The following is a 26,850-nucleotide window of genomic DNA, read 5'->3' as shown; positions in this document are numbered from 1 at the left end:
TTGCAGCAGCCTAGCACAGCGCCCGTGCCCATGGCGCATTGCGTGGCGGGGGCTATGCTCATATGGCTTTTGATCTTGCTGGCCAAACGTTTTCCCATGGATTCGACGGGCATGCGCACATGAACAAGAAGCTCCTGGTCGTGCTGACCAATACCGCCAAGTATCCCGATATCAAGCGCGCCACAGGATTGTGGCTGGGCGAGGCCGTGCACTTTGTCGACGCAGTGCAGAAAGCGGGTTTTACCGTCGACTATGTCAGCCCGGCGGGCGGCTATGTACCGATCGACCCACACAGCCTGCAGATGGCGCCAGACCTGGACTGGCAATGGTACAACGACAAGGCGTTCATGAACCGCCTTGGCGCCACCTTGAGCCCCGGCCAGGTCAAGGCCGACCAGTACAGCGCGATCTACTACACCGGTGGCCACGGCGTGATGTGGGACTTTCCCGACAACCAGCCATTGCAGGAGCTGGCACGGCGCATCCATGAGCGCGGCGGCGCGGTCGCCGCGGTGTGCCATGGGGTGGTGGGTCTGCTCAATATCAAGCTCAGCGACAACAGCTTGCTGCTCAAAGGGCGCAGGGTCACCGGCTTTTCCAATACCGAGGAAAAACTGGTTGAGCTGGACAAGGTGGTGCCGTTTCTCACCGAGAACGAACTGGGTGCTCGCGGTGGCGAGTACAGCAAGACGGATGACCCGTGGGCGGCCTATGTGGTGGAGGACGGCAGCTTGATCACCGGGCAGAATCCGGCATCAAGCGCCAAGGTAGCCGAAGCGGTGATCCGCTACCTGATCAGTCAACAATAAACGCTCGCCACAACAAAGCGCGGGGCAAGCCCGCTCCCGCCACCTTCCGGCGTGGGAGCGGGCTTGCCTCGCGATGGTGTGCTCGACCGATTACTCGGTGCTCAACACGCCGCGACGCACCTGGTCACGCTCGATCGACTCGAACAGCGCCTTGAAGTTGCCTTCACCGAAGCCGTCGTCACCCTTGCGCTGGATGAACTCGAAGAACACTGGGCCCAGCAGGGTCTCCGAGAAGATCTGCAGCAGCAGGCGCTTGTCGCCGGCCTCGGAGGCTCCGTCCAGCAGGATACCGCGGGCCTGCAGCTGGTCGACCGGCTCGCCATGCCCTGGCAGGCGCTCCTCGAGCATCTCGTAGTAGGTCTGCGGCGGCGCGGTCATGAAGCGCATGCCAAAGCCCTTGAGCGCGTCCCAGGTCTTGAGCAGGTCGTCGGTGAGGAAGGCCACGTGCTGGATGCCCTCGCCATTGAACTGCATCAGGAACTCTTCGATCTGCCCCGCCCCTTTGGACGACTCCTCGTTGAGCGGGATGCGGATCATGCCGTCTGGCGCGGTCATGGCCTTGGAGGTCAGACCGGTGTACTCGCCCTTGATGTCGAAGTAACGGATCTCGCGGAAGTTGAACAGCTTCTCGTAGAAGCCGGCCCAGTAGGCCATGCGCCCGCGATAGACGTTGTGGGTGAGGTGGTCGATGATCTTCAGGCCCGCGCCGACCGGATTGCGGTCCACGCCTTCGATGAACTTGAAGTCGATGTCGTAGATCGAGCTGCCTTCTTCATAACGGTCGATCAGGTACAGCGGCGCGCCACCGATACCCTTGATCGCCGGCAGGCGCAGCTCCATCGGGCCGGTCTCGATTTCCACCGGCTGGGCACCCAATTCCAGGGCGCGAGCATAGGCTTCATGGGCGTTGCGCACGCGGAAGGCCATGCCGCACACCGAAGGACCATGCTCGGCGGCGAAGTAGGAGGCGGCGCTCTTGGGTTCGTTGTTCAGGATCAGGTTGATGCCGCCCTGGCGATACAGGTGGACATTCTTGGAGCGGTGGGTAGCCACCTTGGTGAAACCGAGAATCTGGAATACCGGCTCCAGCACGCCGGGAGTCGGCGAGGCGAGCTCGATGAATTCGAAGCCTTCCAGGCCCATCGGGTTTTCGAAGATATCTGCCATGTTCTTTTCCTCATCTGCAGCGAAAAACGGTTGATTACAGGCTTTCGATGTGGAGATGGCGTGGTGGTGAACACGGGATCCCGCGCACGCTGCGGGCCAGGAAGTCACCAATGATCAGCTTGAACCCATGGTATGTCATATGGACCCATTCTCGGCGGGCTTGATTCCCCGGGAGGCGGAGAACCTTATTGTTGTATTCGTAACCCGATTCTACAGTGCGTAAATTTGTTTGTCGCGCTTTAGTTCGCAGGTTGTTCCGACAAACGGCTATTCTCTGCATCACCTACCGCCTCGCAGAAGGTCCACCCGCGCATGCCCTTGAACACCAAACGCCCTGCCCGCTGGAGCTGGCGCGCGCTGCTGCCCTGGCTGATCGGTGTCTTGCCGCTGCTGTGCGGGCTGGTGGTGATGCGCTGGCAGATCGACCAGGAGCTGGACGCCGACAGTCGCGTCACGGCTCGCGAAGTAGTGGTCCATATAGAAGCGGTACTCGACAGCCTGTCCAGCACGGCCCACCACCTGCTACCCAAGGCCGGCCAGCCCTGCGAACAGGCGCAATTGGCATTGCGCATAGAAGTCACGCGCAATGCCTTCGTGCGTTCCACCAACCTGTTCGATCGTGACACCCTGTATTGCACCTCGTTGTTTGGTGATTTCGACGAGCCGGTCGACGCCAGCAACTATACCGACGGTCAGTTGTGGCTGATGGACGGCAACTCCGTCACACCAGGCCAACCGCTGCTGGCCTACCGCGCCAGCCAGGGCGACAAGGGGGCGATCGCCACGGTCGATGGCCGCCACCTGCTCACGGCCCTGCGCCTGATCGGTAAGGACGGCCAGTTGCAAGTGCAGGTCGGCAACCACTGGATGGGCGCCGACGGCCGGGTGCGGGCCGGCACGCCGCCAGTTGCGGCCAGCGCGCCGGTGACGTTCTCTTCCACCCACTACCCGTTCAGCGTGCACGGCGGCTTTGGCCCCGACAAGCCCGGCGAGCTGATGCGTTCACGCTATCCTGCACTGTTGAGCCTGCTGCTGGTGCTTGGAGCCGTGGCCGGGGGCGCCTGTCGCTGGCAGATCCGCCGCGCCAGCTCGCCCCGCGCCGAACTGGCCAGGGCATTGGAGGCCGGCGAGTTCCTGCCGTACTTCCAACCGGTGGTGCGCAAGGGTGATTACCAATGGGCCGGCGTCGAAGTACTGATGCGCTGGCAGCACCCCCGCGAAGGCCTGGTGCGCCCCGACCTGTTCATCCCCTACGCCGAGCACAGCGGCCAGATCGTCGCCATGACCCGCGGCCTGATGCTGCGCACGGCCCAGGCCCTGGCGCCGCACGCGGCGTTGCTCGAGGACGGTTTTCACATCGGCATCAACATTACCGCCGACCACTGCCGCGACCTGGGCCTGCTCGATGACTGCCAGACCTTCCTCCAGCACTTCCCGCCCGGGCGGGTGGTACTGACCCTGGAGTTGACCGAGCGCAAGCTGATCGAGCCGACTCCGGTAACCCTTGACCTGTTCGAGAAATTGCACGCCATGGGCGTGATGATCGCCCTGGACGACTTCGGCACCGGCCAATCCAGCCTCAACTACCTGCGCCAGTTCAACGTCGACTACCTCAAGATCGACCAGAGTTTCGTCGCCATGATCGGCGGTGACGCCCTGTCCCAGCACATTCTCGACACCATCATCGAACTGTCGGCCAAGCTGGCCCTGGGCATCGTCGCCGAAGGCGTGGAAACCGAGGTGCAGCGCGACTACCTGGCGCGCCATGGCGTGGACTTCCAGCAGGGTTACCTGTTCGCCCATCCCATGCCCGCCAGCGAGCTGCTGCTGGCCCTGGCCGCCCGCCCGGGCAGCCCGCAGTTGCCGCAAGGCGGTGCCCCTGAGATCATGCGCGGCTGATCCACCCGCTCACTTCCCGTTTTCCGAGGCATTCGTGTCAAAAGGCATTCTTTCGTCGGTCATGGCGTCCTGTCTGTTCGCCGTGATGTACTTCTATACCTCCTTCCTCAAGCCCCTGGACGGCGAGGAGATCTTCGGCTGGCGGACCCTGCTGACCCTGCCCTGCCTGACGCTGTTCATGCTGGCATCCAGGGACTGGAAGCGGGTCGGCGAGCTGCTCGGGCGGGTGCGCCGCACGCCGCTGCTGTTGCTCGGCATGGTCGGCACCTCGTGGTTGATGGGCGTGCAGTTGTGGCTGTTCCTCTGGGCGCCGCTGCACGGGCGCAGCCTGGAGGTATCGATGGGCTACTTCCTGTTGCCGCTGGCCATGGTGCTGACCGGGCGCGTGGTCTATGGCGAGCGCCTGTCGCGCTTGCAGAAGGTCGCGGTGAGCTTTGCCGCGCTGGGGGTTGGCCACGAACTGTACCAGCACGGCAGCTTTGCCTGGGAAACCTTGCTGGTGATGATCGGCTACCCGATCTACTTCGTCCTGCGGCGGCGGTGTCGCACCGACCACCTGGGCGGCCTGTGGTGCGACATGTGCCTGTTACTGCCCTGGGCCCTGTACTTCGTCATCCAGGGCCCGCTGTCGGCAAACGACCTGGCCGAGCATCCAGGCTTGTACGGCCTGATCCCACTGCTCGGGGCGATCAGCGCCTGCGCCCTGATCGCCTACGTGCTGGCCAGCCGCCTGCTGCCGTTCAGCCTGTTCGGCCTGCTCAGCTACGTCGAGCCGGTGCTGCTGGTGGGCGTGGCCTTGTTGCTGGGCGAGACCATCGGCCCCGACCAGTGGCTCACCTACCTGCCGATCTGGGCCGCCGTGCTGGTGCTGGTGCTCGAAGGCTTCAAGCACCTGCTGCGCCAGCGTCGGCGTTCGGTGTAAGGCGTACCTGGCGGACCCGGCGCTCCTCCACCGCCACCACGGTCATGGTCCAGCCATTCCAGGCCAGGTGATCGCCCACCACCGGCAAACGGTCCAGCAGGCTCATGACCAGGCCCGCCAGGGTCTGGTAATCCTCGGTGGCACGGGCGGCAAAGCCGGTGCGCGCCTGGACCTGGGCCAGGTTCAAGGCACCGCTGACGACGAAACCACCCGCCTCCTCGACCACGCCCGGCCCCTCCACCTCGCTTGCGTCCGGCAGCTCGCCGGCAATCGACTCGAGAATGTCGGTCATGGTCAATACACCGGTGAAGTCACCGAACTCGTTGACCACGAAGGCGATGTGCGTCGACTGCCCGCGCATCTGCTCCAGGGCGTTGAGGATGCTGAAGCTCTCCAGCAGATTCAGCGGCGCACGGGCCAGGGCTTCCAGGTCGGGCTGGCTGCCGGACAGCAGTTCCTTGAGCAGCTCCTTCTTGTGCACGAAGCCCAGCGGTTCTTCGATGCGACCGTCACGGATCAGCGGCAGGCGCGAGTACGGCGAGTTGACCAGCGCCTGGGTGATGGTTTCGGCCGGCTGCGACAGGTCGATGGCATCGACCTTGGCCCGTGCCGTCATCACCGTGCGGATCGGCCGCTCGGCCAGGTTCAGCACACCGCTGATCATCACCCGCTCACGGCGGTCGAACACCACCTGTTCTTCGCCACCCTCGACCAGGTCGGCGATTTCCTCGCCCACCTCGTCAGCCTCCACCCGGCGCCCGCCCATCAGGCGCAGCACGGCATGGGCGGTACGCTCACGCAGCGGCCGGTGCTGCTGCACACTGCGCTTGCGGCGGGCACGGGCCAGCTGATTGAACAGCTCGATCAGCAACGAGAAGCCGATGGCCGCGTACAGGTAGCCTTTGGGGATATGGAAGCCCAGGCCTTCGGCGGTGAGGCTGAAGCCGATCATCATCAGGAAGCCCAGGCACAGCATGATCACTGTCGGGTGGGCGTTGACGAAACGGGTCAACGGCTTGCTGGCGACGATCATGATGCCGATGGAGAAGATCACCGCGATCATCATCACCGACAAATGCTCGACCATGCCCACGGCGGTGATCACCGCATCCAGCGAGAACACTGCATCCAGCACGACGATCTGCGCCACAATCGGCCAGAACGCGGCATGGCGGGTCACGCCGCCGCTCTGGGCAACATGGCCCTCGAGGCGTTCGTGCAGTTCCATGGTGGCCTTGAACAACAGGAACACACCACCGAACAGCATGATCAGGTCACGGCCGGAGAAGGTCTTGCCGAACACCTCGATCAGCGGCGCGGTGAGGGTCACCATCCACGAGATGCTGGCCAGCAGGCCAAGGCGCATGATCAGCGCCAGCGACAGGCCGATCACCCGGGCGCGGTCGCGCTGGTGCGGCGGCAGCTTGTCGGCAAGGATGGCGATGAACACCAGGTTGTCGATACCCAGCACCAGCTCGAGGACGATAAGCGTCAACAGGCCCAGCCAGGCCGTGGGGTCGGCTAGCCATTCCATTAGCGGGTACTCACAGGGGATGCGTCACGAGGACGGGGGAAGGAAGGCCGGGACGGCCAGGGACTGGGGGGCTCCGCAAAGGTGCTCATAGGGACCTTGATAACAATTAGGGACGACGATCCTACAATCGAAGCAGAATTTTCTGATAGCGCAAAACTATTACAAAAGCTGTACCGAATTGATCCAGCACCCACTGACGTCTCACGCAAGGTAACTACATGATTCAACGCTTGCGCGCGCAAATACCGAAGGCCACATCGCCGATGTAGATATCCTGCGACTGTCGACGCTCGCTATCCAACCGCGCCTGCAACGTGTCGATCCCCACCTGCCGCGCCGTGGCCACGCCATGGGCGATGATCCGCGGCAGGCAAGCGCGGATGATCTCGCCCAGTGGATAGACGCTGTCGGGCGTCTGCACCAGGCATTCGGCACGCAGGTACTCGACCATCAGCCCCGCCTCGCTGAACACACGGTGCAGGTTGAAGCCGATCTGCAAGTCCGCCCCCTCATGGGCAAGCATGCGCCGCAACCATTGCTGGGCCTTGTGGTGCAACGGGAATGACGCCTGGCTGGCCGGGGCCAGGCTGCCATCGTGCTCCTGGAAGATCATCAGCCCGCCAGGCAGCAGGGGCCGCGCCAATGCGCGCAACGCCTTGACCGGGTCCGTCTGGTACATCAGTACCCGTCGCCCGACGATGGCGTCGAACAACCCCAGGGTCGCGGGCAACGCACACAGTTCGGCAGCCACGAACTCAGGCACCGCCGCCCCTTTGCGGCTGTCACGCTGGCGCGCGATCTCCAGGGCGCCGGCCGCCCGGTCGATACCCACCACCGCGCCGTCGTCGCCTACCAGGCCGGCCAGCAGCCAACTCACCTCGCCACTGCCGCAACCGACATCGAGCACGCGCATGCCGGGGCCGATACCCGCGTCAACCAGCAGGCGCGTGGTGAAATCCGCTTTCGCAAGTGCCATGCCATGCTCCTTCCCAGAGGCGCCAGTGTGCAGAGCAAAGGGGCACACGCACAAGACTGGCCTATGCTACAGCCACACTAGGCTCTGTATGAAAAGCCTTGATACTCGGTGATGCTGCGTTGAAAACAGCCTCGGAATGCTCATTTACAACCCGTAAACTCCGCTTCCTCGGCTGTTTTCGCCTTGCCTGACCTTCGTCTCAAGACTTTTCATACAGACCCTAGACCCCGAGCATTACCATGGTTACCGACCCACTGCTGGACAGCTGGCAGCACAACGCCCAGGCCTGGATCGAAGCCGTACGCTCCGGCGCCATCGAGTCCCGCCGCCAGGTCACCGATCAGGCGATACTCCTGGCCGTGCTCGGCCGCCAGCCCGGTCGGGTGCTGGATCTGGGCTGCGGCGAGGGTTGGCTGCTCCGTGCCCTGGCCGCAAGGGGCATCGATGCGGTCGGGGTGGATGGCGATGCGACCCTGGTCGCCGCCGCACGCGAAGCGGGTTCGGCGCAGGTCCACCTGGCCAGCTACGAACAAGTGATCGCAGGCGTGCCGGGCATCGGCCACGATCATGAGCTGATCTGCGCCAACTTCGCCCTGCTGCAGCAGGACATCATTCCCCTGCTCACTACCATGCGGGATCTGCTGCGGCCCGACGGCACGCTGCTGATCCAGACCCTGCACCCCTGGACGGCAGCCGCCGGCAACTACCAGGATGGCTGGCGCGAGGAGTCATTTGTCGGGTTCACCGGCGACTGGCGCCCGATGCCATGGTACTTCCGCACCCTCGGCAGCTGGCTGAAGGCGCTGGAGCTGGCGGGCTTCAACCTCGTCGAACTGCAGGAGCCACAACATCCGCAGAGCCAGGTGCCGCAATCCCTGCTGCTGGTCGCGCGTAAAACGGCCTGACCCCTGCGGCCTCTCGTCGCAGCCTTTTCCCTCTTGGCAAATCCTGTGCAGGCCTTAAAATCCCGCCTCCTTTTCGCCCGTCGCCCCAACCGGTGGCAAGCCCCCGCAAAGACCGCGTCCGTGCCTCACACATCGCGCATGTGCCACAGGCTCAACCGCCGCGCCCGGCCTTCACCCAACAGGCCCCGCGGTTGACTCTTGCCAAGCTCGCATCCCGCCCAGGCCGCACTGTACGTCGCTGTCCGGCACGTGCAGCCGAAAAGGTGCTTCTGAGCTCTTTTCAACCTTGAGGTAACTATGTCTGTGCGTTTGCTGGCGATGGCGCTGGCACCCCTGCTAGGCCTGTTCATCATTGCCCTGGGCAATGGCGTGCTGTCTTCCCTGACCACCCTGCGCCTGGGCGCCGCCGGCGAATCGGCGACCATGATCGGCGTGGTGTCCTCGGCCTACTTCATCGGCCTGACCCTGGGCGCGATCTTCAACGACCGGCTGATCCTGCGCATCGGCCATATCCGTGCCTACAGCAGCTTCGCCGCCTTGATCGGCGCCACCATCCTGCTGCAGGGCCTGTTCTACGACACCACCTGGTGGTTCGTGCTGCGGCTGGTCAACGGCTGGGCGGCGGTCGGCGTGTTCCTGGTGATCGAGAGCTGGCTGCTGCTGGCCGGTGACGCAAAGATCCGTGGGCGTCTGCTGGCGCTGTACATGATCGCCTTCTACGGTGCCGGGGTGATCGCCCAGGCCGCCCTGGGCGAGGTCACTGGCTGGGGCGAGACCGCGCCGTTCATGGTCGCCGGCATGCTCGCCACGCTGTCGGTGCTGCCGATCGTGATCCTGCCCCGGGTATCGCCACTGCTGGATCAGGTCGAGCCACTCAAGCCCCGGCAACTGCTGGGCGTGGCGCCGACCGGGCTGGTCGGCTGCTTCGGCTCGGGGGTCGCCATCGCCGGGATCTATGCCTTGCTGCCGCTGTACCTGCAACGCATCGGCCTGGACGTCGGCGAGACCGGCGACATGATGGCTTGGGTGATCCTCGGCGCCATGCTGCTGCAGTATCCGGTCGGACGCTGGTCCGACCGCAAGGATCGCCAGGATGTGCTGATCGCCCTGGCCGCCCTGTGTACCGTGCTGTCGGTATTGATCGTGCTGCTGCCAGCCGACTCCGTGCTGCTGCCGGCGCTGCTGTTCCTGCTCGGCGGCGGCGTGTTCGCGCTGTACCCGGTGGCTGTCAGCAGCGCCGCCGACCGCGCTCCGGCCGACGCGCTGGTGCCGATGATCCAGGGGCTGCTGCTGATCAACTCACTGGGTTCGGCCATGGCCCCACTGGCCATTTCGCCGATGATGACCGCCTACGGCGAAGTCGGGCTGTTCTGGGCCTTCGCCGTGATCAACCTGGCCATGGTCGGGTTCTTCCTGTGGCGTCGCGGCAAACGCCCGGCACCGGAGCACCCGGCACCGTTCGCACCGACTGCGACCTTCTCGCCAACCGGCGCGGAACTGCGGGTGACCGAAGACCTGATGCACGCGGCGCAGGAGCATCCGACGCTGGAGGCGATGGATGCCATGCCCGGCCAACAGGCGCCTCGCCCTGACGCACACTGACGGCAGGCGCCAAGGACCGCCCGTCGCTTGACGGGCACCTTGGAACCATCGTGGCAGCCCAACCATGACAGGTCATCCGACAGGAGATTCATCATGGTCAATCCACGTCCCCTCGCCTTGCTGCTGGCCCTGATGCTGGGCAGCACCGCCACCCTCGCCGCCACCGACATGAACGGGAGCGGCACGCACAAAGAGCACACTTCCGAGCAAGGCAAGACCGCTGGTGAAGGCAGCAGCGTAAACAGCCCCGGTGGCAAGGATAACGACAGCAGTGACACCGGTACCGACTCTGACGCCGCCGACGGTGCCGCTGGCGGCTCCAACAGTACCGGGGAAGCCACCGGCAGCGGCGCCGGGGCTTCTGGTGGCAGCGCCGAGGATCAGGACAGCCGGTGAACCGCGAAGCGCACGGCCTTCACCGCCAGTATCGGGGTTCGTCCACCACGCGCTGGTGCTCGGCGAACAACAGCGGCAGCTGCTCTTTGAGAAAGTCCAGCCAGGTACGCACCTTGGCGTCCAGGTAATGCCGTGACGGATAGATCGCATAGATCTCGCGCTGGCGCAGCCGATGCGGCGCCAGCAACCGGCACAGGCGCCCTTCCTGCATGGCCTGGCTCGCCGAGTAGTACGGCAACAAGCCCACCCCCATGCCCAGTTCGGTGGCCTTGAGCATGGCGTCCGCGACGTTGGTGAGGAAGGTGTCCTGGGGGACGATCACGCAATTGTCGGGGTGGCCTTCGAACGACCAGTCCTCCTCGAATAGCGGGTCGACGGTGCGCAGGCAGACGTGCCCGTGCAAGTCATCGGGGCGCTCGGGTACGCCGTGACGGGCAAGGTAATCCGGGGATGCGCACAGGATGCTGTGGATGCTGCCCAGCGGGATGGCGATCAGTTGCGAGTCCGGCAGGCCCTGGCCGATGGTGATCACCACGTCGTGCCCCTCGGCCAGCGGGTCGGGGTTGCGCTGCGACAGGGTCAACTCCATCACCACTTCCGGGCAGGTCGCGTTGTAGCGCGCCACCAGCGGCATCATCAACAGCCCCAGGCCATGGGTGCAGTGAAAGCGCAGGCGGCCACGGGGTGTGAGGTGGGCGCCGCGCGCCTCGTCCACCGCCTCTTCGGTGAGCAGCATGATCTGCCGGGTGCGCTCGAGAAAGCGCTCCCCCGCCTCGCTCATGCGCAGCCGCCGGGTGGTGCGATGCAGCAGGCGGGTCTGCAGTTGGTTCTCGAGCTCGGCGACGATTCGCGACACCTGCGCGGCGGAAATATCCAGGGCCTGGGCCGCCCCGGCGAAGCTGCCGCATTCCACTACCCGGGCGAAGGTTCGCATCGCATGCAGCATGTCCATGGGCAGGCACTCTCATTCATACATGAAAGGCAGGAATCTATCACGGGATAGCCCATTTATTGTGAAACACAAATGAATGGATCATTAGCTATCCGCAATGAATGAGGTACCTGTCATGAAACGTTCGATTGCCCTGCTCGCCCTCAGCGCCACCCTCGCCTCGTTCGGCGCCTTCGCCGACAACAGCTCCAGCACCTACGAATACGGCATGCCGCTGGACATCGCCAAAGTCATTTCGATTACTCCGGCCAGCAACGACGCCGATTGCCAGGTCGGCACCGCGCACATGGTCTACGTCGACCACCAGGGCCAGACCCGCGAAGTCGACTACCGCCAGATGGGCAACTGCTCGCAGCTGTAACCCCGTGGCAAAAATACCAGCCATCTTGCTGAAAGTGCATTTGCCCGCCTGACACGGCGCCGCATGATCTGCCGGGACAACAACAAGAACGTCCCGGACCATGAATACGATCGATACCTCCACGGCGCCGTCCGTGCGCGCCTGCGACGCTACCCACGCCCGCATCACCTGGCGGCTGATGCCACTGCTGCTGGTGTGCTACCTGTTCGCCCACCTGGACCGCATCAACATCGGCTTCGCCAAGATGCAGATGAGCGCCGACCTGGGTTTTTCCGACACCGTCTACGGCCTGGGCGCCGGCCTGTTCTTCATCGCCTATGCGCTGTTCGGCGTGCCCAGCAACCTGGCCTTGGAGCGGGTCGGCCCACGGCGCTGGATCGCCACCCTGATGGTGGTCTGGGGGCTGTTATCGACCGGCATGATGTGGGTACAGGACGCTGCCGGGTTCTATGTCTTGCGCTTCCTGTTGGGGGTGGCCGAGGCCGGTTTCTTCCCCGGCATCCTCGTGGTGCTCAATCGCTGGTATCCGGCCCGGCGCCGTGCCCAGATCACGGCGTTGTTCGCCATCGCCGTACCCTTGGCCGGAGTGGTCGGCGGGCCGTTGTCCGGCGGCATCCTGCAGGCGTTCCACGATCAGGGCGGCATGAGGGGCTGGCAGTGGATGTTCCTGATCGAGGGGCTGCCGGTGGTGCTGCTCGGGCTGGTGGTGCTCAAGGCCCTGCCGGACAACTTCGAGCAGGTGGCTTGGCTCACCGCCGATCAGAAGCGTGCAATGCGCGAGGAAATGGCCCGCGAGGAACGGCACAAGCCGATCGACTCGATGCGCGGGCTGCTGGGCGACGCCCATGTCTGGTTGCTGGTGGCGATCTATTTTGCGGTGATGCTGGCAGTCAACACCTTGGCCTTCTGGATGCCCAGCCTGATCCACGGCGCCGGGATCGGCAGCGATGGCCAGGTCGGCCTGCTCAGCGCCATCCCTTATCTGGCCGGTTGTCTGTTCATGCTCGGCTGCGGACGCTCGTCCGACCGTCACCGCGAACGCCGCTGGCACCTTTGCGGGCCGTTACTGATGGCCGCCGCCGGCATCGCCCTGGCCGGATGGGCACCGGACGACGCTTGGCTGGTGATGAGCGGGCTGGTGGTCGCGGGCATGGGCGCCAGTGCCGCGCTGCCGATGTTCTGGCAGTTGCCGCCGGCCTTCCTGGCGGGCGGCACCCAGGCTGCCGGCATCGCCATGATCAGCTCGTTCGGCAGTATCGCCTCGTTCGCCGCGCCTTATCTGATCGGCTGGATGCGCGACAGCACCGCCAGCCCGGGCCTGGCCTTGCAGGTACTGGCCGTGGCCATCGCACTGGGCGCCGCGCTGGTGCTGAAGGTGCCAGCCAGCGTGGTCAACCCAAGGTGAGGCGCTTCACGCCAGCAACTGGGTAATCCACTGCGCCTGACGGGTGATATCGCGCACCTTTTCCTCGGGCACTGGCTGGCGCGCCCGGGCGAAGTTGGCCAGGGTCTGGTGTTTCTGGCGCAGCATGCGTTGCCACTTGAACAGGAACGCCGGGCTGCGCGCCTGCATCAGCAGCGGGCCGAAGTACAGCTGCTCGGCGCTGTAGCTGACCGACTCGGCACGTTCGGCGACGATGATTTCGTAGTCGAAACGGTTTTCCCGCAACACTTCCTCGCAGACGATCCGATAGCCGTTGTCCATCAGCCACTGGCGCAACGCCTGTTCACCGCCGTTGGGTTGCAGGACCAACCGCTCATGGCCGCCCAGGTGCTGCTTGCCGGCCTCGAGGATGTCGCGGATGGTCTCGCCGCCCATGCCGCAGATACTGACTGCGGTGATGCCATCATTTGGCTCGATGGCTGCCAGGCCACTGGCATGGCGCACGGTGATGCGGTCTTCCAGGCCGTTGTCGCGCACGGTGCGCTGCGCGGCCTGGTACGGCGTCAGCGCCACTTCGCCGGCCACGGCCGCGACAATCGCACCCCGACGCGCCAACGCCACCGGCAGATAGCCATGGTCCGAGCCGATATCGGCCAGTCGCGCACCCGCCGGCACATGGGCTGCCACGCGCTCCAGGCGCATGGACAATGTGTGTTCGTTCAACGCAAGCCTCTTTTCACGACCAGGGTCCGGCGCCTGTGGCCGGGTGGGGCGCGATTCTGCCGGTCCCGGCCAGGTATTTCAAATGCCCGCGACCGACCGCCCTGCCTCGACCTGCCCTGCCCGCTCGCGTAGGCTTGGCGGTTTCCTTCCGTTGCAAGGCGAAACCCCATGGCACACAGCGACATCATCTACACCCCCGACCCGGACGCCGACTCGATCTCCTCGGACGTTGCCGAGTACAACGGCATCCTGGTCAGCACCCAGATCCCCGTGCAGGCCGACGGCAGCCTCGAGCTGGGCGACATCACCACCCAGTGCGAATGCACCCTGCAGGCTTTGAAAGTTGCCCTGGAGCGCGCCGGCAGCTCGATGGACCGGGTACTGCACCTGACCATCTACCTGACCGACATGGCCGACCGCGCCGCGTTCAACGAGGTGTACCAGCGGTTCTTCAGCAAGCCATGGCCGGTGCGCGCGGCGGTGGGCGTGGCTTCGCTGGCGTTCGAGGGGATGCGTGTGGAAGTGACGGCGATGGCGGCCAAGGGCTGACCACGATTAATGGCCACACAGCACCCCGAGGGTGCCGTGTGGCCATTTCACCGCTACAATGCCCGCCTTACCGTGACAGCCCGAACCTATAACGACATGTCCCTTCCAAAGCACCACCTGGAACTGCTCAGCCCTGCCCGTGACGTGAGCATCGCCCGCGAGGCGATCCTGCACGGCGCCGACGCCATCTACATCGGCGGCCCGAGCTTCGGCGCACGCCACAACGCCTGCAACGAGGTCAGCGAAATCGCCGAGCTGGTCGAGTTCGCCCGGCGCTACCATGCCCGCGTGTTCACCACCATCAACACCATCCTCCACGACAACGAGCTGGAGCCTGCGCGCAAGCTGATCCACCAGCTGTACGATGCCGGTGTCGATGCGCTGATCGTGCAGGACCTGGGGGTGATGGAGCTGGATATCCCGCCGATCGAGCTGCATGCCAGCACCCAGACCGATATCCGCACCCTGGAGCGGGCCAAGTTCCTCGACCAGGCCGGCTTCTCCCAGCTGGTGCTGGCCCGCGAGCTCAACCTGCAGCAGATCCGCAGCATCGCCGCCGAGACCGACGCAGCCATCGAGTTCTTCATCCATGGCGCGCTGTGCGTGGCCTTCTCCGGCCAATGCAACATCTCCCACGCCCAGACCGGGCGCAGCGCCAACCGCGGCGACTGCTCCCAGGCCTGCCGCCTGCCGTACACCCTCAAGGACGACCAGGGCCGCGTGGTAGCCTTCGAGAAGCACCTGCTGTCGATGAAGGACAACAACCAGACCGCCAACCTGCGCGACCTGGTCGATGCCGGCGTGCGCTCGTTCAAGATCGAGGGCCGTTACAAGGACATGGGCTATGTGAAGAACATCACCGCCCACTACCGCAAGGAGCTCGACGCCATCCTCGAGGACCGCCCCGAGCTGGCTCGCGCCTCCAGTGGCCGCACCGAACACTTCTTCGTGCCGGATCCGGACAAGACCTTCCACCGCGGCAGCACCGACTACTTCGTCAGCGACCGCAAGATCGATATCGGCGCCTTCGACTCCCCAACCTTCACTGGCCTGCCAGTGGGCGTGGTCGAGAAAGTCGGCAAGCGCGACCTGCTGGTGACCACCGATGTCCCGCTGACCAACGGCGACGGCCTCAACGTGCTGGTCAAGCGTGAAGTCGTGGGTTTCCGCGCCAACATCGCCGAGCTGAAAAGCGAATCCGAAGAAGACGGCCAGAAGCGCTACCGCTACCGCGTCGAGCCAAACGAGATGCCCGAGGGCCTGTACAAGCTACGCCCCAACCATCCGCTTTCGCGCAACCTCGACCACAACTGGCAACAGGCGCTGCAGCGTACGTCGTCCGAGCGCCGGGTGGCTGTCGAATGGCATGCCGTGCTGCGTGAGCAGCGCCTGATGCTGACCCTCAGCAGCGAGGAAGGCGTCAGCGTGCAGGTCGCGTTGGACGGCCCGTTCGGTGCCGCCAACAAGCCGGAACAGGCGCTCGAGCAACTGCACGACCTGCTCGGCCAGTTGGGCACCACGATGTACCACGCCGACGCTATCGAACTCGATGCGCCCCAAGCGTTCTTCATTCCCAACTCGCAGCTCAAGGCCCTGCGTCGCGAGGCCATCGAGGCACTGACCGAAGCGCGGATCAAGGCCCACCCGCGTGGCGGGCGCAAGGCCGAGACCACGCCGCCGCCGGTGTACCCCGAGTCGCACCTGTCATTCCTGGCCAACGTCTACAACCAGAAGGCCCGTGACTTCTACCACCGCCACGGCGTGCAGTTGATCGACGCCGCCTACGAGGCTCATGAAGAACACGGCGAGGTGCCGGTGATGATCACCAAGCACTGCCTGCGTTTCTCCTTCAACCTGTGCCCCAAGCAGGCCAAGGGTGTGACCGGCGTGCGCACCAAGGTTGCGCCGATGCAGCTCATCCAGGGCGATGAAGTGCTCACCCTGAAGTTCGACTGCAAACCCTGCGAGATGCATGTGATCGGCAAGATGAAGAGCCATATCATCGACCTGCCGACCCCAGGCAGCGCGGTGGCCCAGGTGGTCGGACACATCAGCCCGGAAGACCTGCTCAAGACCATCCCGCGCGCGCCGCATTGAGGCATGACCCGTCGTCGCTCCAGCGGACTTCACCGGCGGCGGGTCTAGACTGAACAGGGGGCTGCCACACGTGGAGGTGTGAGATGAGCCAGTTCAAGCGATTGTTGGTCATGCTCGGCCCGCAGATGCGCCATACGCCTGCCCTGCAGCGCGCCGCAGCGCTGGCCGAGTCCAGCGGGGCCCTTCTGGACCTCAACGTCCTCGTCGACGATGTCGACACCTTCGGCCTGATGAGCGACAGCCGCGAGCGCGAACGCCTGCTCGAGGACAACCGCCAATGGCTGGCCGACGAGGCCGAGCAACTGCGCAATGCCGGCCTGGATGTCTCTACCGAACTGCTGCTGACCCGTGATCCGCTGGGCAGCGTGCTGGAGCAGGTCGAACGACTGGGCTGCGACCTGCTGGTCAAGGACGTGCAGCACGAACCCATCCTCAAGCGCCTGCTGGTCACTCCGCTGGACTGGCAACTGCTCAAGGACAGCCCGGTGGCGGTGCACCTGGTCAGCGACATCCGCCTGCCCCTGCCCCGACAGATCGCCGCGGCGGTCGACCTCAACAGCCATGGCGCCGGCGAGCACCTGGACGACGCGGTGATCCGCAGCGCCCACGCCCTGGCCCTGCAGTGCAACGCCGAACTGCACCTGTTGCATGTGTGTGATGCGGCCAGGACCCATATCGCCGACTTTGGCGCCGGTACCGTGACCATGCCCGGCTTCGATACCAGCGTGCGCACGGCCCAGCGCACGGCATTCAACCGCCTGGGCGATCACTACCAGATCGACCTCGAGCGCCGCCACTTCCTCGAAGGGCCGGCAGTCAAGGCGATCACCCAATACATCGCCGTTCACCGGGTCGATGTGATCGTCATGGGCAATCACCGACACGATGCGTTGCAGGCGTTTCTCGGCGGCACCACGGCGCATGTGCTGGAGCATCCGCTGTGTAATGTGCTGGCGATCAAGGCAGTGCGCTGAATGCCATCGAGGGGCAAGCCCACTCCCGCAGCGCGGGAGTGGGCTTGCCCCTCGATCGGTAGCTTGCGTGGACTCAGAACGCCTTGCTGTAGAACAGCGAGTACGACTCGATCCCGTCGTTAGGCTGCTTCAGCCCGGCATTGGAGTAGTGCATGGCGCGAATGCCGATCTTCTGCTCCGCAGGCAGCTTCAGGCCGAAACCTATCCGGTCCTCGAAGTTCACCGACGAGCCCAGGCGCTGGTCGCCCACGTCGGTCTTGGAGAACGCCGCCAGGCCAATACCTGCCTCGATGAACGGGGTGTAGGTAAAGCCACTGAATTCATAGACGAACACCGGGCTGATCGACAGCGAGTGGGCCCCACTGGCCTCGCCACCTTCCCAGTAGGTGTAGGCCGCATCCCAGTATCCGGTCAGATGGCCGGTGCCGCTCTCAAGCCATTTCTTGTCCCAGTCGAAGGACAGGCCGATGCGGTAGGTCATGTCGCCTTGGCCAGTAGCACCCACGGCAGCGGACACTTGCGCGGCCTGGGCCAGGTTGGCGCCGGCGAACGCCAGCACGGCGGCGGCCAACGTTGTGGCGAGACGGGTTTTCATCAATGACTTTCTCCTAATGGTCTTCACGGGCAGGGCCGCGAAATGCGCGTCCCTGCGTCAATGGAGGCTACGCCCCTCGTTCTTCCTGCATTGGCAACCCCAGACTGTGCAAGGGTTACAAGCGGTAATACTTCTTTGATTATTGTCAGAATGCACTGATAGTGGGAAGTGATTTGCCACTATTGGCTAAAGGACATTGGGCGCTCGCCATTGGTTCAGTCATATTCCGCTTCCCTTACCGCCAGTTGAGATCAACCTGCGCCGGCGCCTTGCCGTCCACCGTCACCTGCTGCTGCACCGTCTGGCCCTCGGCATTGCCGACCACGCGGTAGTGCCCGGGGGGCAATTGCACGAAGATCAACGGGCCGACGTCCTGCAACGTCAGTACTGACTGGCCCTGGGCCGACTGGATATCCACCGCGGCGCCACTCTGGAACTTGCCTTCGGCACCGGTCGAGAGGGTGATGTGCAGGTCGTAGCCGGGGGTGCGGCGCAGGGCATCGGCTTCATCCTGGCCGATACCGCCCTGCAGGTAGCGGATGCCGTTCTGTTCCTGGGGCTGCAATTGCACGCCCTGCGGATCGATGGGGGTATTCAGGTCGGTGGCCGCCGCGAGGCTCCAAGGCATGGCCAATGCCAGCAACAGCGCGGCGCAAAGACCGTAATGATGAGTGTGCATGATGCATTCCTCCCTGGGAGGGATGGTCTACACAGTTTGGAGGGTTTTCCGGGGCTCGGGTTCGCCTGTCGACGCACCGTTAGTCCGCGTGGCGCTGCCCTTCAAGCCGAGGGCAGTTCACGACGCTCTTCGAGCAACTTGATGAACATGCTCAAGCTGCGCGACACCGTGCCCCGCCGCCATACCAGCCAGGTCTTCAGGTAGCGGAAGTCCTCGGCCATCGGCCAGGCGCTGACCGTGCTGCACCCCGGCATGTTGTCGAGCATGCTGCGCGGCATCATCGCCAGGCCCGCGCCTGCGCTGACGCAGGCGAGCATGCCGTGGTACGACTCCATCTCGTGGATCTTGCCCGGCACCGCCTGGTCATGGACGAACCAGCTTTCGAAATGGTGGCGGTACGAGCAGTTGGCGCGAAAAGCGTAGATGCTCGAGCCGTTGACGTCACGGGCACGGGTCACGGGCGGGTGGTGAAGTGGCGCGATGACCATCATCTCCTCCTCGAACACCGGCATGCCTTCCAGCGTCGGGTGCAGCACCGGTCCATCGACGAAAGCCGCCACCAGGCGCCCGGACAACACTCCTTCGAGCATGGTCCCCGACGGCCCGGTGGACAGGTCCAGGTCGACCTTCGGGTAGCGCTGGTTGTAAGCCGCCAACAAGGCCGGGATGCGCACCGCGGCGGTGCTTTCCAGCGAACCCAGGGCAAAAGTGCCCTGCGGGTCCTCCCCCGCCACGGTCAGCCGCGCCTCGTGTACCAGGTCGAGGATGCGCCGGGTGTACTCGAGGAAGTTCCAGCCGGCCGGCGACAGGCGCAGGCGGCTCTTCTCACGGATGAACAGCTCGACGCCCAGGTCCTCCTCCAGCTGCTTGATGCGGGTGGTCAGGTTCGACGGCACCCGATGGATCTGCTGGGCGGCGGCGCTGATGCTGCCGTGCTCGGCCACGGCCTTGAACATCTCGAGTTGCACCAGGTCCACAGTCATTCTCCAAACGTGAATGTTTCGCTCATTATTATTCAGTTTTCATTAAAGCGCGCCACCACTAGTCTGCGCTCACCCCATCAGAACAATGAGAGTCCTGCCATGAGCGAGATCAGCAGCCTGACCCACGCCATCTCCGTCGACCCCTACAGCGGCGAACGGATCGGCCATTACGCCTTCGACACCGACGCCGCACTGGACGCGGCGCTGCAACGCGCCAAGGGAGGCTACAGCCAGTGGCGCAAAGTGTCGCTGGGTCAGCGCTGCGAGTACCTGGTCGCGCTCGGGCAGGCCCTGCAGGCCAACGCCGAGGCCTTCGCGCAGATGATCGCCCGCGAGATCGGCAAGCCGATCAGCCAGGCTCGCGGTGAAGTCAGCAAGTGTGTCGGCCTGTGCCAGTGGTACGCCGAACACGGCCCGGCCATGCTGGCGCCGGAGCCGACCCAGATCGAAAAGGCCCGTATCGAATACCGCCCGCTCGGCCCGATCCTCGCCGTGATGCCGTGGAACTTCCCGGTCTGGCAAGTGCTGCGCGGCGCGGTGCCGGCGCTGCTGGCGGGCAACACCTACGTGCTCAAGCACGCGCCCAACGTGATGGGCAGCGCCTACCTGCTGGCCGACCTGTTCAAACGCGCCGGCCTGCCTGAGGGCGTGTTCGAGGTGCTCAATGTCACCCCGGACGGCGTCACCCGCGCCATCAACGACCCGCGCATCGCCGCCATCACCCTGACCGGCAGCGTGCGCGCCGGCATGGCCATCGGTGCGCAAGCCGGCGCCGCGCTGAAGAAGTGCGTGCTGGAGCTGGGCGGCTCCGATCCGTTCATCGTACTGGCCGATGCCGACCTCGATGCCGCGGTGAAGGCCGCCGTGATCGGCCGCTACCAGAACACCGGCCAGGTCTGCGCTGCCGCCAAGCGCCTGATTGTCGAAGAAAGCATTGTCGAGGCGTTCACCCACAAGTTCGTCGAAGCCACCCGTGCGCTGACCGTCGGCAATCCGCTGGACGACGCCACCTACATCGGCCCGATGGCCCGCTACGACCTGCGCGATGAACTCGACGGGCAGGTCCAGGCGACCCTCGCCGAAGGCGCCACCCTGCTGCTGGGGGGTAAGAAGGTCGAAGGCGTGGCCAACTTCTACGAGCCGACCGTGTTCGCCAACGTCACCCCGGACATGACCGCGTTCAAACAGGAGCTGTTCGGCCCGGTGGCGGCGATCATCAGCGCCCGGGACGCCGACCACGCCGTGGCGCTGGCCAACGACAGCGAATTCGGCCTGGCCGCGACCATCTACACCGCCGACTATGCCTTGGCCGAGCGCATGACCGCCGCGCTGGACACCGGCGGCGTGTTCATCAACGGCTACTGCGCATCCGACCCCCGTGTGGCGTTCGGTGGCGTGAAGAAAAGTGGCTTTGGCCGTGAGTTGTCGCACTTCGGCGTGCGCGAGTTCACCAATGCCCAGACGGTGTGGCTGGATCGCAACTGATCTGCCAGCTTGCCCCTGCAACCAGGCAGGGGCAAGCAAGTTGAGGCAACGGGAGCGAACTCTCACCCGCAAAGGGCTCGACTTCCATTAGCTCTTGCAGCGCCGGAGCGTCTCGCTCGGCAGTTCGCGAAACAGCTGCCGGTAGCTTTCGGAAAACCGCCCCAGGTGCCAGAACGACCAGCGCATCGCCACCTCGGCCACGGTTGCGTCACCCACCAGCAGGTCACGCCGCGCGCCGTTCAGGCGACGCAGGCGCAACCAATGCGCCGGTGGCAGGTTGGTGAAGCCTTTGAAGGCTTGCTGCAACTGACGCACCGAAACCCCGGCGACCTTGGCCAGCTGCAGCAGGTTGAGGGTTTCGTCAGGGCAGTCGGCGGCCCACTCGCTGACCCGACGCATGATCGCCCGCTCCTCGTCGCGCCGCCCCAGCGCATCCCCCTGCAGATGCTGCCCGGCGTTGTCGAGGATGAACAGGCAGTCCTCCAGCAACTGCTCGCGCAGCGCCCCGCCTTCCAGCGGGCAATCGGCCTGGCCCAGCTGGGTGAGCGTGGCGCTTAGCCAGTTGCCGAACAAGGCGTTCTGCTGGCAGGTCAACGGCACCATGAACAAGCCGCGCAGGCGTTCCAGGTCGAGGCCGTGGCTGGCCAGGAACGGCTGCTCGAATACCACCGCCACCTCCTGGTAGTTCTCCGGGGTGATCCAGATATTGCGGCTGTCTTCATTGAGCAGGTAGAGGCTGTTTTCGCTGCGGTCGAAGCAGAACGCCAGGGCGCCGCTGGGGGCGCGAAAGAACTGTTCGACCCGGGTATTCAGGCGCTCCTCATACACCTCCACGCCATCGAGGCCCAGCCAGCGCAACTGACCGTTGAAATGCCCGGGGGACATCTGCCGGTATTGCTGCTGCCAGCCGGGGGTGGCGCGGGTCTGTTCGGTCACATCGGTGGTGCGGTAATTCTGGACCTGCAAGGCGGTTGGCGTTGTCACGCGCTGTCCTAGTTGCACTCTTTTGGTGCATTCGTTGCCGAAGAAAGTGGATAGATCGCCCTGGGGGGCAGCGACCAAGATAGTCCTCAGCGTCACCTGTGGGAAGTGCCCCTCGGCACTGAACGCCTTGCGTCCCACCACAACTACCCAACCAAGAGGTTTGTATGAACGCCCCCTTCGATCAGCTGTCCACCTGGCTGAAAGAACACCGGATCACCGAAGTCGAATGCGTGATCAGCGACCTGACCGGCATCGCCCGCGGCAAGATCGCCCCGACCGCCAAGTTCCTCCATGAGCGCGGCATGCGCCTGCCCGAAAGCGTGCTGCTGCAGACCGTCACTGGCGACTATGTCGATGACGACATCTACTACAGCCTGCTCGACGCCGCCGACATCGACATGGTCTGCCGCCCCGACCCCACGGCGGTGTACCAGATCCCCTGGGCCATCGAACCAACCGCGATCGTCATCCACGACACCTTCGACAAGCAGGGCAACCCCATCGAGCTGTCGCCGCGCAACGTGCTGAAGAAAGTGCTCAAGCTGTATGCCGACAAGGGCTGGCAGCCGATCGTCGCGCCGGAGATGGAGTTCTACCTCACCCAGCGCTGCGAGGACCCTGACCTGCCGCTGCAAGTGCCGCTGGGCCGCTCGGGCCGCGCCGAAAGTGGCCGTCAGTCGTTTTCCATCGATGCCGCCAACGAATTCGACCCGCTGTTCGAGGACGTCTACGACTGGTGCGAAATCCAGGGGCTGGACCTCGACACGCTGATCCATGAAGACGGCCCGGCGCAGATGGAGATCAACTTCCGTCACGGCGACGCCCTGGACCTGGCCGACCAGATCACCGTATTCAAGCGCACGATGCGCGAGGCGGCGCTCAAGCACAACGTCACCGCCACCTTCATGGCCAAGCCGATCACCGACGAGCCGGGCAGCGCCATGCACCTGCACCAGAGCGTGGTCGACATCGCCACCGGCAAGCCGATCTTCGCCAATGACGACGGCAGCATGAGCGAGCTGTTCCTGCACCATATCGGCGGCCTGCAGAAGTACATCCCCAAGCTGCTGCCGATGTTCGCGCCAAACGTCAACTCGTTCCGCCGCTTCCTGCCCGACACCTCGGCGCCGGTGAACGTCGAATGGGGTGAGGAAAACCGTACCGCCGGCCTGCGCGTGCCAACCTCGAGCCCCGAAGCGATGCGCGTGGAGAACCGCCTGCCAGGCGCCGACGCCAACCCCTACCTGGCCATCGCCGCGAGCCTGTTGTGCGGTTACATCGGCATGGTCGAGAAACTCGAGCCCAGCGCCCCGGTACAGGGCCGCGCCTATGAGCGGCGCAACCTGCGCCTGCCGATCACCATCGAGGACGCGTTGCAGCACATGGAAGACTGCGAAAAGGTGCAGCAGTACCTCGGGCAGCAGTTCGTCCAGGGCTACGTCGCGGTCAAGCGCGCCGAGCACGAGAACTTCAAGCGCGTGATCAGCTCGTGGGAGCGCGAGTTCCTGCTGCTCAGCGTGTGATCCGCTTTGGGGGTGCTATGCACCCCTTTCGCTGGCAAGCCAGCTCCCACAACAGCAGCACAACTCCTGTGGGAGCCGGCTTGCCGGCGAAAGGGCTGCACAGCGGCCCCTACACCACCGAACTCCAAGAACAAGACCAAAGAGGTGTCGACATGCGTCATCCGCAAGCTTTGATCCCCGCAACCTTCGCCCTGCTGTTCGGCGCCGCCGTCCAGGCCCAGCCGACGGTGAGCGTATACAACTGGACCGACTATATCGGTGACACCACCCTGGCCGACTTCCAGGCCAGCAGCGGGATCAAGGTGGTCTATGACGTGTTCGACTCCAACGAAACCCTGGAGGGCAAGCTGCTCGCCGGGCGCACCGGCTACGACGTGGTCGTGCCCTCCAACCATTTCCTCGCGCGCCAGGCCCAGGCCGGCGCGTTCCTGCCGCTGGACCGCAGCAAGCTGCCGAACTGGCGGCACCTGGACCCGAAACTGCTCAAGCAGCTGGAGCAGAACGACCCGGGCAACCAGTACGCCGTACCGTACCTCTGGGGCACCAACGGCATTGGCTACAACGTCGACAAGGTCAAGGCGGTGCTGGGCATCGACAGGATCGACTCCTGGGCCGTGCTGTTCGAAGCGGAGAACCTGAAGAAGCTCAAGCAGTGCGGCGTGGCGTTCATGGACTCGCCCGACGAACTCTACCCCGCCATGCTCAACTACCTGGGCATGAACCCGCGCAGCGAGAAGGCCGACGACTACAAAAAAGCCGAGGCTCGCCTGCTGGAACTGCGCCCGTACATTACCTACTTCCATTCTTCCAAGTACGTTTCGGACCTGGCCAATGGCGATGTCTGCATCGCCTTCGGCTACTCCGGCGACGTACTGCAGGCCGCGCACCGCGCCGAAGAGGCCGGCAACGGCGTCAAGGTCGCCTACAGCATTCCCAAGGAAGGCAGCAACCTGTGGTTCGACCTGCTGGCCATCCCCAAGGACGCCAAGAACCCTGAGCAGGCCCTGGCCTTCATCAACTACCTGCTCGACCCCAAGGTGATCGCCAAGGTCAGTGCCACGGTCGGCTATGCCAACGCCAACCCCGACGCCAAGGCCGACATGGACCCGGCGCTGGTCGACAATCCCGAGATCTACCCGCCCCAGGAGGTGCTGGACAAACTGTATGTCTCGACCATGCAGAGCCCGCCGATCCTACGGCAGATGACCCGCTCCTGGAGCAAGATCAAGTCCAACCGCTGAGCCGAGCACACCCATGCCCCACATGACTGAACACACTGCCTCCTACTACGCCGCCTCGGCGCGCCAGGCGGCGACCTACCCCGCGCTCGACCAGGACCTGCAGGCCGATGTCTGCGTGATCGGCGGTGGCCTGACCGGGGTCAACGCAGCCCTGGAGCTGGCCGAACGCGGCCTCTCGGTGATCCTGCTGGAGGCCCGCCGCATCGGTTGGGGCGCCAGCGGGCGCAATGGCGGGCAACTGATCCGCGGCATCGGCCATGACGTCTCGGGCTTTGCCCGGCACGTCGGCCAGGACGGCGTGCGTTACCTCAAGCAGGCCGGGATCGACTCGGTGGCGCTGGTCGCCCGCCGTATCGCGCAATATGGCATCGACTGCGACCTGCGCTGGGGGTTCTGCGAGCTGGCCAACACCCCTGCCCAGTTCGCCGCGTTCGAGGACGAGCAACGCGACCTCGCCGAACTGGGGTACCCGCACGAGACCCGCCTGGTCGGCCCCGAGCGCATGCACGAGATCGTCGCCAGCGATCTGTACGCCGGCGGCCTTGTCGACATGGGCTCGGGCCATCTGCACCCGCTCGACCTGGTCCAGGCCGAAGCCCGCGCCGCCCATGGCCTGGGGGTGCGCATCTTCGAGCAAAGCCCGGTACTGCGCATCGAACATGGCAGTACGGTGACCCTGCACACTGCCCGCGGCAAGGTGCGCGCGCAGAGCCTGGTACTCGGCTGCAACGCCCACCTAGACGAACTGGAGCCACGCTTGACTGGCAAGGTGCTGCCGGCGGGCAGCTACGTGGTGGCGACCGAGCCGCTGCCCGAAGACCTGGCGCGTACACTGATCCCGCAGAACATGGCGCTGTGCGACCAGAAAGTGGGCCTGGACTACTACCGCCTGACCGCCGACAACCGCCTGTTGTTCGGTGGCGCCTGCCACTATTCCGGCCGCGACCCCAAGGACATCGGCGCCTACATGCGGCCCAAGGTGCTCAAGGTGTTCCCGCAACTGGCCGAGGTGCGTCTGGACTACCAGTGGGGCGGCATGATCGGCATCACCGCCAACCGCTTCCCCCAGGTCGGCCGGCTCAGCCAGCACCCCAACGTGTTCTATGCCCAGGGCTACTCCGGGCATGGCCTGAACGTCACCCACTGGACCGCGAAACTGCTCGCCGAGGCCATCGCCACCGAGCAAAGCCATGGCTTCGATGTGTTCCGCGCGGTGCCGCACCTGACCTTCCCCGGTGGCAAGGCACTGCGCTCGCCGCTGCTGGCGCTGGGGATGCTGTGGTATCGCTTGCGCGAGGCACTGGGCTGACGGCCCACCGTCAAAGGATGGCCTGCAGACCCTTGTCGGCAATGATGTTCAGCAGCTTCAAGGCCGGCCCGGCCGGGCGTGTTTCGCCCTGCTCCCATTTGCGCACTGTCGATGCGCTGGTGTGCAGGTGCAGGGCGAACACCGGTTGGCTGAAGTTAAGGGCTTCACGCAGGTGGCGGATGTCCTGGGCAGTGAACGCTCGCACCGGAGCCGGGCAGATCGCCTCGAAGTCCCTAAGTGTAACCTTGCCGACAGCACCGGCCTGTTCCAGGGCCGACAGGTCGGCACGCAATGACTCAATGAGTTTGCTGGTCACAATGGACCTCCATCAATACCCCGCAGCCCAATGCCTTGGCCAGAGCGTGGGGTGATAATTCCAGAAATACCTTGCCGGTGAACTGCAGGGCCTTTTGCTCGGCCGGCGTGACATTGGCCAGGTCGCTTTTGGCGAATCCATGCAGGAACACATATCGATCGCCTATACGAGCCGACAGGAGCGTGCGATAACCACCCCGCTTGCCACTGCAAAGGCCAGCAATGCGCTTCTTGAACAATAAACCGCCAAGACTCGCGTCAACCAACCCACTCTGCATTTCTGCAACTGCCCGGCAGAGCAGGTGGTCCGGCAAGCACTCCCTGGCTTGCCAGCGGGCAAACTCCCTACGTTTGTAGACATCCATGATCGGCACTCTAAACATACCCGTAAAGGGCATACTTTTCCACTTTCAGTGATGAATGGATAGTCAGCCCAATCAGGTTGATTGGTGGGAAACGGCAACTGTCGACAGCCCGAAAGCTGGC

The 26,850-nt window shown here is 64.6% G+C and carries 26 protein-coding genes; 15 read left to right on the top strand and 11 right to left on the bottom strand.

What is annotated here, in order from left to right; genetic code table 11:
* Window positions 1-119: 119 nt before the first annotated feature.
* Window positions 120-809: a type 1 glutamine amidotransferase domain-containing protein gene (locus ACODS9_RS01520; protein WP_401105435.1), complete on the top strand. Its 690-nt coding sequence runs from the start codon at window positions 120-122 to the stop codon at window positions 807-809.
* A 90-nt stretch (window positions 810-899) separates the two neighbouring features.
* Here ACODS9_RS01520 and hppD read toward each other — a convergent pair whose 3' ends face one another.
* Complete coding sequence (gene hppD / locus ACODS9_RS01515; protein ID WP_023629687.1) at window positions 900-1,976, bottom strand: 4-hydroxyphenylpyruvate dioxygenase; 1,077 nt, start codon at window positions 1,974-1,976, stop codon at window positions 900-902.
* Window positions 1,977-2,288: 312 nt separating this feature from the next.
* Here hppD and ACODS9_RS01510 point away from each other — a divergent pair, with 312 nt between their 5' ends.
* Window positions 2,289-3,875 (top strand): EAL domain-containing protein, encoded by a 1,587-nt coding sequence (locus ACODS9_RS01510; RefSeq protein ID WP_401105433.1) that lies wholly within the window; start codon window positions 2,289-2,291, stop codon window positions 3,873-3,875.
* Between the two features lie 34 nt (window positions 3,876-3,909).
* A complete protein-coding gene (gene rarD / locus ACODS9_RS01505; RefSeq protein ID WP_401105431.1) occupies window positions 3,910-4,797 on the top strand; it encodes an EamA family transporter RarD in 888 nt (295 codons plus the stop codon).
* On the opposite strand, the gene ACODS9_RS01500 is transcribed toward rarD, so the two are convergent.
* Together ACODS9_RS01500 and ACODS9_RS01495 are read right to left on the bottom strand one after the other, a co-directional pair.
* Window positions 4,760-6,331: a TerC family protein gene (locus tag ACODS9_RS01500; RefSeq protein WP_367858570.1), complete on the bottom strand. Its 1,572-nt coding sequence runs from the start codon at window positions 6,329-6,331 to the stop codon at window positions 4,760-4,762. The two genes, rarD and ACODS9_RS01500, sit on opposite strands and share 38 nt — an antisense overlap.
* Window positions 6,332-6,554: 223 nt before the next feature.
* Window positions 6,555-7,307 (bottom strand): methyltransferase domain-containing protein, encoded by a 753-nt coding sequence (locus ACODS9_RS01495; protein WP_489093080.1) that lies wholly within the window; start codon window positions 7,305-7,307, stop codon window positions 6,555-6,557.
* A gap of 239 nt (window positions 7,308-7,546) precedes the next feature.
* Here ACODS9_RS01495 and ACODS9_RS01490 point away from each other — a divergent pair, with 239 nt between their 5' ends.
* From ACODS9_RS01490 to ACODS9_RS01480, 3 genes are all read left to right on the top strand, one after another.
* Complete coding sequence (locus ACODS9_RS01490) at window positions 7,547-8,212, top strand: class I SAM-dependent methyltransferase (RefSeq protein ID WP_401105427.1); 666 nt, start codon at window positions 7,547-7,549, stop codon at window positions 8,210-8,212.
* Window positions 8,213-8,509: 297 nt separating this feature from the next.
* Window positions 8,510-9,814, top strand: a complete 1,305-nt coding sequence (locus ACODS9_RS01485) for an MFS transporter (RefSeq protein WP_489093079.1) — start codon at window positions 8,510-8,512, stop codon at window positions 9,812-9,814.
* 93 nt (window positions 9,815-9,907) lie between these two features.
* Window positions 9,908-10,210 (top strand): hypothetical protein, encoded by a 303-nt coding sequence (locus ACODS9_RS01480; protein WP_401105425.1) that lies wholly within the window; start codon window positions 9,908-9,910, stop codon window positions 10,208-10,210.
* 19 nt (window positions 10,211-10,229) lie between these two features.
* Here ACODS9_RS01480 and ACODS9_RS01475 read toward each other — a convergent pair whose 3' ends face one another.
* Complete coding sequence (locus tag ACODS9_RS01475; RefSeq protein ID WP_401105423.1) at window positions 10,230-11,162, bottom strand: LysR family transcriptional regulator; 933 nt, start codon at window positions 11,160-11,162, stop codon at window positions 10,230-10,232.
* 115 nt (window positions 11,163-11,277) lie between these two features.
* Between ACODS9_RS01475 and ACODS9_RS01470 the strand changes: the two genes are divergently transcribed.
* Together ACODS9_RS01470 and ACODS9_RS01465 are read left to right on the top strand one after the other, a co-directional pair.
* The gene (locus ACODS9_RS01470) at window positions 11,278-11,523 is read left to right on the top strand and encodes a DUF2790 domain-containing protein (RefSeq protein WP_139670997.1); all 246 of its coding nucleotides are present in this window, start codon (window positions 11,278-11,280) and stop codon (window positions 11,521-11,523) included.
* Between the two features lie 100 nt (window positions 11,524-11,623).
* Complete coding sequence (locus tag ACODS9_RS01465) at window positions 11,624-12,928, top strand: MFS transporter (RefSeq protein ID WP_489093078.1); 1,305 nt, start codon at window positions 11,624-11,626, stop codon at window positions 12,926-12,928.
* A gap of 6 nt (window positions 12,929-12,934) precedes the next feature.
* On the opposite strand, the gene ACODS9_RS01460 is transcribed toward ACODS9_RS01465, so the two are convergent.
* Complete coding sequence (locus tag ACODS9_RS01460) at window positions 12,935-13,630, bottom strand: tRNA (adenine(22)-N(1))-methyltransferase (RefSeq protein ID WP_489093077.1); 696 nt, start codon at window positions 13,628-13,630, stop codon at window positions 12,935-12,937.
* A 168-nt stretch (window positions 13,631-13,798) separates the two neighbouring features.
* Here ACODS9_RS01460 and ACODS9_RS01455 point away from each other — a divergent pair, with 168 nt between their 5' ends.
* The 3 genes from ACODS9_RS01455 to ACODS9_RS01445 all read left to right on the top strand — a co-directional run bounded on the left by ACODS9_RS01455 (window position 13,799) and on the right by ACODS9_RS01445 (window position 17,250).
* Window positions 13,799-14,179 carry a RidA family protein gene (locus ACODS9_RS01455; RefSeq protein WP_038706040.1) on the top strand — a complete coding sequence of 127 codons (381 nt, stop codon included), beginning with the start codon at window positions 13,799-13,801 and terminating at the stop codon, window positions 14,177-14,179.
* A gap of 96 nt (window positions 14,180-14,275) precedes the next feature.
* Window positions 14,276-16,276 carry a peptidase U32 family protein gene (locus ACODS9_RS01450; RefSeq protein ID WP_401105416.1) on the top strand — a complete coding sequence of 667 codons (2,001 nt, stop codon included), beginning with the start codon at window positions 14,276-14,278 and terminating at the stop codon, window positions 16,274-16,276.
* Between the two features lie 83 nt (window positions 16,277-16,359).
* Entirely contained in the window at window positions 16,360-17,250 is an 891-nt protein-coding gene (locus ACODS9_RS01445; RefSeq protein WP_489093076.1) for a universal stress protein, read from the top strand.
* Window positions 17,251-17,323: 73 nt separating this feature from the next.
* Here the strand turns inward: ACODS9_RS01445 and ACODS9_RS01440 are convergent, their stop codons facing one another.
* The 3 genes from ACODS9_RS01440 to ptrR all read right to left on the bottom strand — a co-directional run bounded on the left by ACODS9_RS01440 (window position 17,324) and on the right by ptrR (window position 19,501).
* The gene (locus ACODS9_RS01440; RefSeq protein WP_046855766.1) at window positions 17,324-17,845 is read right to left on the bottom strand and encodes an acyloxyacyl hydrolase; all 522 of its coding nucleotides are present in this window, start codon (window positions 17,843-17,845) and stop codon (window positions 17,324-17,326) included.
* Window positions 17,846-18,080: 235 nt separating this feature from the next.
* Window positions 18,081-18,524 (bottom strand): carboxypeptidase regulatory-like domain-containing protein, encoded by a 444-nt coding sequence (locus tag ACODS9_RS01435; RefSeq protein ID WP_401105411.1) that lies wholly within the window; start codon window positions 18,522-18,524, stop codon window positions 18,081-18,083.
* 101 nt (window positions 18,525-18,625) lie between these two features.
* Window positions 18,626-19,501: a putrescine utilization regulator PtrR gene (gene ptrR / locus ACODS9_RS01430; protein ID WP_401105594.1), complete on the bottom strand. Its 876-nt coding sequence runs from the start codon at window positions 19,499-19,501 to the stop codon at window positions 18,626-18,628.
* Between the two features lie 105 nt (window positions 19,502-19,606).
* Between ptrR and ACODS9_RS01425 the strand changes: the two genes are divergently transcribed.
* Window positions 19,607-20,992 (top strand): aldehyde dehydrogenase family protein, encoded by a 1,386-nt coding sequence (locus tag ACODS9_RS01425; RefSeq protein WP_401105409.1) that lies wholly within the window; start codon window positions 19,607-19,609, stop codon window positions 20,990-20,992.
* A gap of 87 nt (window positions 20,993-21,079) precedes the next feature.
* Here the strand turns inward: ACODS9_RS01425 and ACODS9_RS01420 are convergent, their stop codons facing one another.
* Window positions 21,080-21,976: a helix-turn-helix domain-containing protein gene (locus tag ACODS9_RS01420; RefSeq protein ID WP_401105407.1), complete on the bottom strand. Its 897-nt coding sequence runs from the start codon at window positions 21,974-21,976 to the stop codon at window positions 21,080-21,082.
* 164 nt (window positions 21,977-22,140) lie between these two features.
* Between ACODS9_RS01420 and ACODS9_RS01415 the strand changes: the two genes are divergently transcribed.
* The 3 genes from ACODS9_RS01415 (at window position 22,141) to ACODS9_RS01405 (ending at window position 26,049) form a co-directional block, all read left to right on the top strand.
* Entirely contained in the window at window positions 22,141-23,499 is a 1,359-nt protein-coding gene (locus ACODS9_RS01415; RefSeq protein ID WP_028689491.1) for a glutamine synthetase family protein, read from the top strand.
* Between the two features lie 152 nt (window positions 23,500-23,651).
* Entirely contained in the window at window positions 23,652-24,740 is a 1,089-nt protein-coding gene (locus tag ACODS9_RS01410) for a polyamine ABC transporter substrate-binding protein (protein WP_046855772.1), read from the top strand.
* A 13-nt stretch (window positions 24,741-24,753) separates the two neighbouring features.
* Window positions 24,754-26,049, top strand: coding sequence for an NAD(P)/FAD-dependent oxidoreductase (locus tag ACODS9_RS01405; RefSeq protein ID WP_401105405.1), 1,296 nt, complete (start codon window positions 24,754-24,756; stop codon window positions 26,047-26,049).
* A 10-nt stretch (window positions 26,050-26,059) separates the two neighbouring features.
* Here the strand turns inward: ACODS9_RS01405 and ACODS9_RS01400 are convergent, their stop codons facing one another.
* On the bottom strand, window positions 26,060-26,365 hold the full coding sequence (locus ACODS9_RS01400; RefSeq protein WP_046855774.1) for a helix-turn-helix domain-containing protein: 306 nt from the start codon (window positions 26,363-26,365) through the stop codon (window positions 26,060-26,062).
* Window positions 26,346-26,729: a type II toxin-antitoxin system RelE/ParE family toxin gene (locus ACODS9_RS01395; protein WP_198754574.1), complete on the bottom strand. Its 384-nt coding sequence runs from the start codon at window positions 26,727-26,729 to the stop codon at window positions 26,346-26,348. The genes ACODS9_RS01400 and ACODS9_RS01395 overlap by 20 nt, the downstream gene beginning before the upstream one ends.
* Window positions 26,730-26,850: the final 121 nt, after the last annotated feature.

The organism is Pseudomonas sp. FG36, from assembly GCF_057809275.1.
Note: the sequence above shows the minus strand (reverse complement) of the source record. Positions and strands in the feature narration are given on the sequence as shown.

Excerpts from the sequence above, each read along its gene's own strand:
- ACODS9_RS01520 (WP_401105435.1), top strand. The coding sequence starts at position 120 with ATGAACAAGAAGCTCCTGGTCGTGCTGACCAATACCGCCAAGTATCCC.
- hppD (WP_023629687.1), bottom strand. The coding sequence starts at position 1,976 with ATGGCAGATATCTTCGAAAACCCGATGGGCCTGGAAGGCTTCGAATTC.
- ACODS9_RS01510 (WP_401105433.1), top strand. The coding sequence starts at position 2,289 with ATGCCCTTGAACACCAAACGCCCTGCCCGCTGGAGCTGGCGCGCGCTG.
- ACODS9_RS01500 (WP_367858570.1), bottom strand. The coding sequence starts at position 6,331 with ATGGAATGGCTAGCCGACCCCACGGCCTGGCTGGGCCTGTTGACGCTT.
- ACODS9_RS01495 (WP_489093080.1), bottom strand. The coding sequence starts at position 7,307 with ATGGCACTTGCGAAAGCGGATTTCACCACGCGCCTGCTGGTTGACGCG.
- ACODS9_RS01490 (WP_401105427.1), top strand. The coding sequence starts at position 7,547 with ATGGTTACCGACCCACTGCTGGACAGCTGGCAGCACAACGCCCAGGCC.
- ACODS9_RS01485 (WP_489093079.1), top strand. The coding sequence starts at position 8,510 with ATGTCTGTGCGTTTGCTGGCGATGGCGCTGGCACCCCTGCTAGGCCTG.
- ACODS9_RS01480 (WP_401105425.1), top strand. The coding sequence starts at position 9,908 with ATGGTCAATCCACGTCCCCTCGCCTTGCTGCTGGCCCTGATGCTGGGC.
- ACODS9_RS01475 (WP_401105423.1), bottom strand. The coding sequence starts at position 11,162 with ATGGACATGCTGCATGCGATGCGAACCTTCGCCCGGGTAGTGGAATGC.
- ACODS9_RS01470 (WP_139670997.1), top strand. The coding sequence starts at position 11,278 with ATGAAACGTTCGATTGCCCTGCTCGCCCTCAGCGCCACCCTCGCCTCG.
- ACODS9_RS01465 (WP_489093078.1), top strand. The coding sequence starts at position 11,624 with ATGAATACGATCGATACCTCCACGGCGCCGTCCGTGCGCGCCTGCGAC.
- ACODS9_RS01455 (WP_038706040.1), top strand. The coding sequence starts at position 13,799 with ATGGCACACAGCGACATCATCTACACCCCCGACCCGGACGCCGACTCG.
- ACODS9_RS01450 (WP_401105416.1), top strand. The coding sequence starts at position 14,276 with ATGTCCCTTCCAAAGCACCACCTGGAACTGCTCAGCCCTGCCCGTGAC.
- ACODS9_RS01445 (WP_489093076.1), top strand. The coding sequence starts at position 16,360 with ATGAGCCAGTTCAAGCGATTGTTGGTCATGCTCGGCCCGCAGATGCGC.
- ACODS9_RS01440 (WP_046855766.1), bottom strand. The coding sequence starts at position 17,845 with ATGAAAACCCGTCTCGCCACAACGTTGGCCGCCGCCGTGCTGGCGTTC.
- ACODS9_RS01435 (WP_401105411.1), bottom strand. The coding sequence starts at position 18,524 with ATGCACACTCATCATTACGGTCTTTGCGCCGCGCTGTTGCTGGCATTG.
- ACODS9_RS01425 (WP_401105409.1), top strand. The coding sequence starts at position 19,607 with ATGAGCGAGATCAGCAGCCTGACCCACGCCATCTCCGTCGACCCCTAC.
- ACODS9_RS01415 (WP_028689491.1), top strand. The coding sequence starts at position 22,141 with ATGAACGCCCCCTTCGATCAGCTGTCCACCTGGCTGAAAGAACACCGG.
- ACODS9_RS01410 (WP_046855772.1), top strand. The coding sequence starts at position 23,652 with ATGCGTCATCCGCAAGCTTTGATCCCCGCAACCTTCGCCCTGCTGTTC.
- ACODS9_RS01405 (WP_401105405.1), top strand. The coding sequence starts at position 24,754 with ATGCCCCACATGACTGAACACACTGCCTCCTACTACGCCGCCTCGGCG.
- ACODS9_RS01395 (WP_198754574.1), bottom strand. The coding sequence starts at position 26,729 with ATGGATGTCTACAAACGTAGGGAGTTTGCCCGCTGGCAAGCCAGGGAG.